The following is a 7,537-nucleotide window of genomic DNA, read 5'->3' as shown; positions in this document are numbered from 1 at the left end:
GCCGTCTGACTGCAACAAGTCCCGGGCATAGGGGCGGCCCTGCCGCACGTTGAGCACCCGGCCATCGGGCGCCACGAAAATCAGATCGAGCGGCAGGATGGTGTTCTCCATCCAGAATGCGGTCGCGCGCGCCGGGACCATCGGAAAGCTCATGCCGGCATCGCGCTTCATGGTTTCGCGAAACATCATGCCGCACGCCTGCTGCTCGGACGTGCCGGCCACTTCGAGTTGATAGGCAAAACGGCCCTTGCTGGTTTCAAATACCACATCTGCCCGGGCCAGCCCCGTATTCGGGCATGGGCTGGTTGCCCCTGCCGGTACGGCAGATACCAATATCACGGCCGGCACGGCAGATACCAATATCGCTGCCGGTACGGCAGATACCAGCATCGCGGCCGGCAATGCGCACACCAGACGAAATGCCGTTGCGCTTGCGCGGATCATCATTCGATTGTCTCCGTTCCGGCACGTTGTTCAACCAGCACCGCCAGCGGGCCCTTGTGCCCCGGCGCCACCCGAACCCGCAGCGCATCACCTGGCTGCACATCATCATAGCCGGCACTGCGCAATGTTTCCATATGCACGAAGATATCCTCGCTTGAGCCCGGCCTTAACACAAAGCCATAGCCCTTCAAGCGATTGAACCACTTCACCAGGACGGGTTCGAACGGGCCGGCTGTGTCAATCAGCGCGCCCGGATCAACCCGGTCAGCAGCCCGAATCGCCGCTGCCTCGGGATCGGGCCCAGTGGCCGTCGACAAGTCCAGATCAAGGATGCGACGCACTTGGCGGCCACGATTGCCGGCTACCACGGCGCAGATCAGGCTGGCGCCTTCCGGCAACGATCGCCGGCCCAGATCGCGCAAGACACTGAAATGCAACAGCACATCGCCGCCGTCGCCGGACGCCGGCATCATGAAGCCGTAGCCGCGCACCGGATCGAACCACTTCATGGTGCCGTTCAAGATGCTTTCGTCGTCTGCTGGCAGAGCGCTAGCCCCATTTGCCTCTGTCATCTCGCCCCCAGATAAATTAAAAATAGTCTATGATAAACTATATCTGAATGAATAAATAACGAATTGCAACTGTTAAACCGCCGTAGGTTGACTTGGCGATGTGGAACACGGCAAGCCACTGGACGTACCATTCCGCAACCACGAGCATCACATGAACCTGGCCGGCACAGTTGAAATTGCAGCAAGCCGCGATCGCTTGTGGGCAGCGCTGAATGATCCCGAAGTGCTGGCACGCTGCATCGATGGTGTGGAGCGGCTGGTGCGCGCCGATGGCGACATCCCTACGTTCGATGGCGAACTCAACGCCAAAGTCGGCCCCGTGCGCGCCCGTTTCGCCGGTACAGTGCGGCTGGAGGATATCGTCGCGCCCGAACGCTATCGGTTGGTCGGTGAAGGCAAGGGCGGCGTTGCCGGCTTTGCCAAGGGCAGCGCCGATGTCAGCCTGACTGCGCACGGGCCGGCCGCCACCACGCTGGCGTATGTGGTGAAGGCGCAAGTGGGCGGCAAGCTCGCGCAGCTGGGCGCACGGCTGATCGAAGGCACGGCAAAGCAATATGCCGAAAGCTTTTTCGCCAAGCTGAAGGCCGAGGTTGAAACGCCTGATCGGGCCGCGGATGATCCGCTGCAAGCTGCCGGGCCGATTGCTGCCCCGGTTGCTGGGCCGGTTGCCGGGCCGGGTTCCGGGCCGCCTGAACCACCGCGCAGCGGCGGCCTGTCACCACTGGTTTGGGGCAGCGCGCTGATTGCCGCCGTGCTGGCCTTTTTGGCGTGGCAATGGGGACATTTGGGCCAATGACAGCGGCAACGCCGGCGCTGGTGGGCCGCGACGACGATCTGGCCACGTTGGCTGCCGCCAGCGCCTGGGCTCTGGCCGGCCACGGCGTCGCCATCGCCACCGTGATGACCACCTGGGGCTCAGCGCCGCGCCGCGTCGGCAGCCATTTGGCCGTGCGCGCCGATGGCCTGTTCGAAGGCAGCGTGTCGGGCGGCTGTGTCGAAGCCGATGTCATATTGGCGGCGCAGGATCTGATCGCGGCGGGCGCTGGCCATGGCGTGCTGGATTTTGGCGTGGCCGACAGCGTGGCCTGGTCGGCTGGATTGGCCTGCGGCGGCCGCATTGCCATATTGCTGCAACGCGTGGCCGATGATGGCCTGCCCGCTGCGCTGATATCAGATGTGCTCGCGGCCACCGCCTCTGGCGAGGCGCGCAGCATCAGCAGCGATCCCGCCACTGGCCGCGCCGTGGCCGGCGACTCTGGCCCGTTCGTGCGGGCATACCCGCCGCCGCGCCGGTTGCTGATCATCGGCGCCGTGCATATCGCGCAGGCGCTGGTGCCCATCGCTGCCGGGCTGGGCATCGCCGCGACGGTGATTGATCCGCGCGGGCTGTTTGCCGCTGATGACCGTTTTGCCGGCGTAACGCTCGATCGGCGCTGGCCCGATGAAGCCATGGCCGATCTACGCCCCGATGCGGCCACGGCTGTGGTCGCGTTGACGCATGATCCCAAGGTTGACGATGTCGCGCTGGCAGCAGCCCTGCGCTCCCCGGCATTTTACATTGCCGCGCTGGGCAGCCGCAAAAACCATGGTGCCCGGCTGCAGCGGCTGGCGGATCAAGGCTTTGCCGGCGAGGATCTGGCGCGCATTCATGGCCCGGCCGGCCTTTCGATTGGTGCCGCCAATCCAGCCGAAATCGCCTTGTCGATTGCGGCGCAACTGGTTGCGGCGTGGCGGGGCGTGCTGGCTGCCAAATCTCCGAACCCATGAACTTTGGCGCGCTGCCGCTGGCAGAGGCGCAGGGCGCCCTGCTGGCGCACAGCCAGTTGATCGGCAACCGGCGGCTGGCCAAGGGGCACCGGCTGACAGCGGATGATATCGCCGCCTTCGCCGCCGCCGGGTTGGCGCAGATTGTGGTGGCGCGGCTCGCCCCGGACGATGTTGGCGAGGATGCAGCCGCGCAGCAGCTGGCGCAGGCGTTAGCCGGATGGGGCGCTGACCCGGGCATAGCGGTGCTGGCACCGGTGCATGGCCGCGCCAATCTGGCCGCTGCCGCCGATGGCCTGCTTTGCCTGCCGCCCGGATTGGTAGACGCCATCAACAGCGTCGATGAAGCCATCACACTGGCCACACTGCCGCGCTTTGCCCGCGTGGCGGCCGGCACCATCATCGCCACGATCAAGATCATCCGCTATGGCGTGGACAAGTCCGCGCTAGCCAGGGCTGTCATGCAGGCCGGTGCGCAGCCGATCCGTATTGCCGCGTTCCAGCCATTGCGCGCCGTGATGATCGCAACGACAACAGCCGGCACCAGCAGCAAGGCCCTGGCCAAGCTGGAGCAGGTCACCGCCGCGCGCATCACCGCGCTGGGCAGCCAATTGGCGATGCTGCCGCCCTGCCCGCACGATGCGACGGCGCTGGCGGCGCAGTTGCGGGGCATGGACGCGGATATTCTGCTGGTGGCCGGCGCATCGGCCAGCGTCGATCGCGGCGACGTCATCCCGCAGGCCATCGTTGCCGCCGGAGGCCATATCGAGCGGTTGGGCATGCCGGTTGATCCCGGCAATCTGCTGGTGCTCGGCGATCTTGGCGGGCGCCCGGTGATCGGCCTGCCCGGCTGCGCGCGTAGCCCCAAGCGCAATGGCTTTGATCTGGTGCTGGAGCGCTTGTTTGCCGGAATATCAGTGACTTCGGCCGATATCGCGGCCATGGGCGAAGGCGGTCTGTTGCCCGAAGCCGAACGGCCGCAGCCCCGCGCAGCAGCGCGGCGGCCAGCCAAGGTGGGCGCCGTGGTGCTGGCTGCCGGCCGTGCCAGCCGCATGGGCGGGCCGCACAAATTGCTGGAAACATGGCAGGGGCAAACGCTGGTGGCGCACAGCGTTGATGCCATTGCGGCAGCTGGTTTGCCGCCGCCAATCGTCGTGCTCGGCCATCAGGCGGCCGCCGTGCGCGCGGCTTTGGCTGGCCGGACGGTAAGCTTCGCCTTGGCGGCCGATTGGCAGGACGGCATGGGCCGCAGCCTGGCCGCCGGGATTGCAGCGGTGCCAGCTGATTGGGATGCGGTGCTGGTTTGCCTGGCGGATATGCCGCGCATTGAGCCTGCCCTGATTGCCGCGCTGGCAGCAGCGGCTGGCGAGGTGATCGTGCCGGAATTTCAGGGCCGGCGCGGCCATCCGGTGCGCTGGCCGCGCGCGGCGTTTGCGCGGCTGATGAGCCTCGCCGGCGATGTCGGCGGCCGCGCCATCATGGCCGATTTTGCCTTGACCGCCCTGTCCGCGCCGTCCGATGCCTGCCTGGATGATATCGACACACCGGCCGCGTTGACTGCCTTGCGGGCACGCCCCGCTTTGCCCTGATCCCATCGCGGCGTAAACTGAACGCCGAAAACGAACACAAAAACATGGAATTGCCAATGATCAGACCCAGCCAAGCCATGATTGATCTGTATGACCGCTTCACCCACGGCGGCGAATTCAGCCGGCGGGATTTGATGGCACAAATGGCGCAAATGGCGGGCGGCGCTACCGCAGCCAGCGCCATGATCGGCCTGATTGCCGCCCGCAGCGCAGCCGCGCCGATGGTGACAGCCGACGACAAGCGCATCACGGCAGGCGATATCGTGGCCGATCTCGGCGGCGGGCGCAGCATGCGCGGGCACCTGGCACGGCCAGCACGCGATGCCGATAACGCCCCGCGTGTGCTGGTAATCCACGAGAATCGTGGGCTTAATGATCACAACCGCGATCTGGTTCGGCGGCTGGCCGTGGCTGGTTTTGTTGCCTTTGCTGCCGATTTCCTCACGCCCGCCGGCGGCACGCCCACCATGGGCGATGGCACCACCAGCGCCGAAGATATCGCCCGCACCATGATCGGCAAGCTTGATCGCAGCCAGACCGTTGCCGACGGGGTGGCAACCCTGCAGTGGCTCGCAGCCAAGGCACCAGGCAAGGGCGCTGCCGGCGCGGTGGGTTTTTGCTGGGGCGGCGGCATGGTGAATGCCCTGGCTGTCGCTGCCGGGCCGGCCTTGCGCGCCGGCGTGGCCTATTATGGCGCCGCCCCGCAGGATTTGGTGGGCGCAGCGCGCGTTCAGGCCCGGCTGATGCTGCACTATGCCGGCCTGGATGAGCGCATCAATGCCGGCGCGCCCGCCTGGCAAGCGGCGTTGCAGGCCGCCGGCGTGCGCCACGAAGCGCATGTTTATGCCGGCGCCAACCACGGCTTCAACAACGACACCGCCGCTGCCCGCTATGACAAGCCAGCCGCCGATCTGGCCTGGAGCCGCACATTGGCCTGGTTGAAGGCCTGACAACAGCGCCAGCTTGATTATCTGCAATTGCAGGTTATTCTTGCGCCATGGCTGTTGTTCAACCTGCTGGCCCCGCCGATCTGTGCACCGCTGCGAAGGTGCGCCGCCTGTCACGGCGCGTCAGCCAGCTTTATGACGATGCCCTGTCCGGCCACGGCCTGACTGTCGGGCAATATGGCCTGCTCGCCTGCCTGTCGCGGCGGCGCGGCCTGGGCATTGGCGCACTGGCGGCGCAATTGGCCGCCGATGCATCGACGGTGTCGCGCTTGGTGAAGCCCTTGGCCACGGACGGCCTGCTGCTGATCCGCACCGATCCCGCCGATGGCCGCGGCCGCCTGGTCTGGCTGACCGACGCCGGACACCAGCGCCGCGCCGCTGCACAGGCCGGCTGGCAGGCCGCCCAAACCGCCATGGCTGAACGGCTCGGCGCCAGCCGCCTCGCCGCCCTGCGCTTCATGCTGGACGAAGCCCACGAACGATTGGAAACCGCAATATGACTGCAATTGCAGACAAAACCCACGGCCTGAAACAGATGGAGGCCCTCGCCGCCAGCAAGGGTGGCAGCGGCATGGGCGCCCTGATGGCCATGGACGGCGGGGAGGCCAGCCCCGGCAGCATGACCCTGCATGCCGTGCCCGGCACCCAGCATGGCAACCCCATCGGCATCGTCCACGGCGGCTTTGCAGCCACATTGCTGGACAGCGCGATGAGCTGCGCCGTCCACACCACGCTCGCCGCCGATGAAACCTATGTCACCACCGATCTGCACGTCAGCTTCGTGCGGGCCATCACCGCCGCGACCGGGCGGGTGTCCGCCCGCGGCGAAGTGGTGTCCCGCGGGCGCCGTTTGGCGACGGCGCGTGGCACGCTGGTGGACCAAAATGGCAAATTGTTGGCCACTGGAATCGTCACCTGCATGATCATGGCGGCCGCCGCAGCATGACCGGCGCGGCGATCATCATCGGCGCCGGCGATGCCACCGGCGGCGCTGCGGCCGAGGCCTTTGCCAAAATCGGCCTGGTTGCAGTGCCCGTGCGCCGCAACGGTGACAGTCTGCTGGCACTGCGTGACCGTATTGTGGCCCACGGTGACGGCTGTGTGGCCATCGGTGCAGACGCGCGCGACGAAGCCGCAATGATCGCCTTGTTTGACCGAGTAGAGGCGGAAATCGGCCCGGTTGAAGTGCTGGTGTTCAACATCGGCGCCAATTCGCCCATGTCGATCCTGGACGAAACCGTGCGCCGCTACACCAAGATCTGGGAGATGTGCGCGCTGGCCGGCTTCATCACCGGCCGCGAAGCCGCCCGCCGGATGGTGCCGCGCGGGCGGGGCACCATCATCTTCACCGGCGCCACCGCCTCCCTGCGCGGCTCGGCGGGCTTTGCCGGTTTTTCGGGGGGCAAATTCGCGCTGCGCAGCCTGGCGCAGGCGATGGCGCGGGAACTGGGGCCAAAGGGCATCCATGTCGCCCACAGCATCATTGATGGCGCCATCGATACCGAATTCATCCGCAGCAATTTCCCCGATCGCTACGCCCTGAAAGACAACGCCGGCATCCTCGATCCCCACGCCATCGCCGCCGAATATGTGCGCCTACACCAACAACCGCGCAGCGCCTGGACTCACGAGCTTGACCTGAGACCCTGGACCGAAAAATGGTGAAGGAACCACCCATGCCCAACGCAATAGAATTTCTGTTCGATGTCGGCTCCCCCACCGCCTATCTGGCCTGGCACCGGCTGCAAGGCATCGCCGCCCGCACCGGCGCCGTGCTGATCCCGGTGCCCATCCTGCTCGGCGGCGTGTTCAAGGCCACCGGCGGCAGCCCGCCCGGCACCGTCGCCGCCAAAGGCCGCTGGATGAACGAAGACATGCAGCGCTGGGCCGCGCGGGACGGCATCACGCTGGCCGGAAACCCCTATTTCCCGGTCAACACCCTCACCATGATGCGCATGCTGGCCGGCCTGACCAGCGATGCCCGCTTTGGCGCCGTGACGAACACGCTGTTCGCCGGCATGTGGCAACAAGGCCTGAACATGGCCGACGCCGACGTGCTGGCCAGCGTCCTGACCGCCGCCGGCCACGACGCCGCCGCGCTGCTGGCCCTGGCCCAAACCCCGGAAGCCAAAGCGCAATTGCTAGCGAGCACCCAGGCCGCCATCGAACGCGGCGTGTTCGGCGCCCCAACCTGCTTCGTGGCCGGCCAAATGCACTTCGG

The 7,537-nt window shown here is 66.6% G+C and carries 10 protein-coding genes; 8 read left to right on the top strand and 2 right to left on the bottom strand.

All coding sequences use genetic code 11. The features are described 5' to 3' along the window. Both ABWP50_RS11915 and ABWP50_RS11910 read right to left on the bottom strand, forming a co-directional pair. Positions 1–267 (bottom strand): DUF192 domain-containing protein (locus tag ABWP50_RS11915; RefSeq protein ID WP_353218208.1); only part of this gene is annotated, 267 nt, incomplete at its 3' end. Between the two features lie 176 nt (positions 268–443). After that, positions 444–1,016 (bottom strand): cold-shock protein, encoded by a 573-nt coding sequence (locus ABWP50_RS11910; protein ID WP_353218207.1) that lies wholly within the window; start codon positions 1,014–1,016, stop codon positions 444–446. A 100-nt stretch (positions 1,017–1,116) separates the two neighbouring features. Here ABWP50_RS11910 and ABWP50_RS11905 point away from each other — a divergent pair, with 100 nt between their 5' ends. From ABWP50_RS11905 to ABWP50_RS11870, 8 genes are all read left to right on the top strand, one after another. Continuing rightward, positions 1,117–1,812 (top strand): SRPBCC family protein, encoded by a 696-nt coding sequence (locus ABWP50_RS11905; RefSeq protein WP_353218206.1) that lies wholly within the window; start codon positions 1,117–1,119, stop codon positions 1,810–1,812. Continuing rightward, positions 1,809–2,783, top strand: coding sequence for an XdhC family protein (locus ABWP50_RS11900; RefSeq protein WP_353218205.1), 975 nt, complete (start codon positions 1,809–1,811; stop codon positions 2,781–2,783). Before ABWP50_RS11905 ends, ABWP50_RS11900 begins: the two co-directional genes overlap by 4 nt. Then, positions 2,780–4,369 (top strand): NTP transferase domain-containing protein, encoded by a 1,590-nt coding sequence (locus ABWP50_RS11895; RefSeq protein ID WP_353218204.1) that lies wholly within the window; start codon positions 2,780–2,782, stop codon positions 4,367–4,369. Before ABWP50_RS11900 ends, ABWP50_RS11895 begins: the two co-directional genes overlap by 4 nt. A gap of 77 nt (positions 4,370–4,446) precedes the next feature. Continuing rightward, on the top strand, positions 4,447–5,319 hold the full coding sequence (locus ABWP50_RS11890) for a dienelactone hydrolase family protein (RefSeq protein WP_353218203.1): 873 nt from the start codon (positions 4,447–4,449) through the stop codon (positions 5,317–5,319). Between the two features lie 47 nt (positions 5,320–5,366). Then, positions 5,367–5,816: a MarR family winged helix-turn-helix transcriptional regulator gene (locus ABWP50_RS11885; RefSeq protein WP_353218202.1), complete on the top strand. Its 450-nt coding sequence runs from the start codon at positions 5,367–5,369 to the stop codon at positions 5,814–5,816. Further along, positions 5,813–6,262 (top strand): PaaI family thioesterase, encoded by a 450-nt coding sequence (locus tag ABWP50_RS11880; protein WP_353218201.1) that lies wholly within the window; start codon positions 5,813–5,815, stop codon positions 6,260–6,262. The genes ABWP50_RS11885 and ABWP50_RS11880 overlap by 4 nt, the downstream gene beginning before the upstream one ends. Next, positions 6,259–6,981: an SDR family NAD(P)-dependent oxidoreductase gene (locus ABWP50_RS11875; protein WP_353218200.1), complete on the top strand. Its 723-nt coding sequence runs from the start codon at positions 6,259–6,261 to the stop codon at positions 6,979–6,981. The genes ABWP50_RS11880 and ABWP50_RS11875 overlap by 4 nt, the downstream gene beginning before the upstream one ends. An 11-nt stretch (positions 6,982–6,992) precedes the next feature. Then, positions 6,993–7,537 (top strand): 2-hydroxychromene-2-carboxylate isomerase (locus ABWP50_RS11870; RefSeq protein WP_353218199.1); only part of this gene is annotated, 545 nt, incomplete at its 3' end.

It is taken from the genome of Sandarakinorhabdus sp., assembly GCF_040398645.1.
Lineage (GTDB): Bacteria > Pseudomonadota > Alphaproteobacteria > Sphingomonadales > Sphingomonadaceae > Sandarakinorhabdus.
The sequence above is the reverse complement of the archived record's forward strand: the minus strand, read 5'-3'. Positions and strand labels throughout refer to the sequence as shown.

Bases quoted from the DNA above. Each gene is read 5' to 3' on its own strand.
- ABWP50_RS11910 (WP_353218207.1), bottom strand. From the start codon at position 1,016: ATGACAGAGGCAAATGGGGCTAGCGCTCTGCCAGCAGACGACGAAAGC.
- ABWP50_RS11900 (WP_353218205.1), top strand. From the start codon at position 1,809: ATGACAGCGGCAACGCCGGCGCTGGTGGGCCGCGACGACGATCTGGCC.
- ABWP50_RS11895 (WP_353218204.1), top strand. From the start codon at position 2,780: ATGAACTTTGGCGCGCTGCCGCTGGCAGAGGCGCAGGGCGCCCTGCTG.
- ABWP50_RS11890 (WP_353218203.1), top strand. From the start codon at position 4,447: ATGATTGATCTGTATGACCGCTTCACCCACGGCGGCGAATTCAGCCGG.
- ABWP50_RS11885 (WP_353218202.1), top strand. From the start codon at position 5,367: ATGGCTGTTGTTCAACCTGCTGGCCCCGCCGATCTGTGCACCGCTGCG.
- ABWP50_RS11880 (WP_353218201.1), top strand. From the start codon at position 5,813: ATGACTGCAATTGCAGACAAAACCCACGGCCTGAAACAGATGGAGGCC.
- ABWP50_RS11875 (WP_353218200.1), top strand. From the start codon at position 6,259: ATGACCGGCGCGGCGATCATCATCGGCGCCGGCGATGCCACCGGCGGC.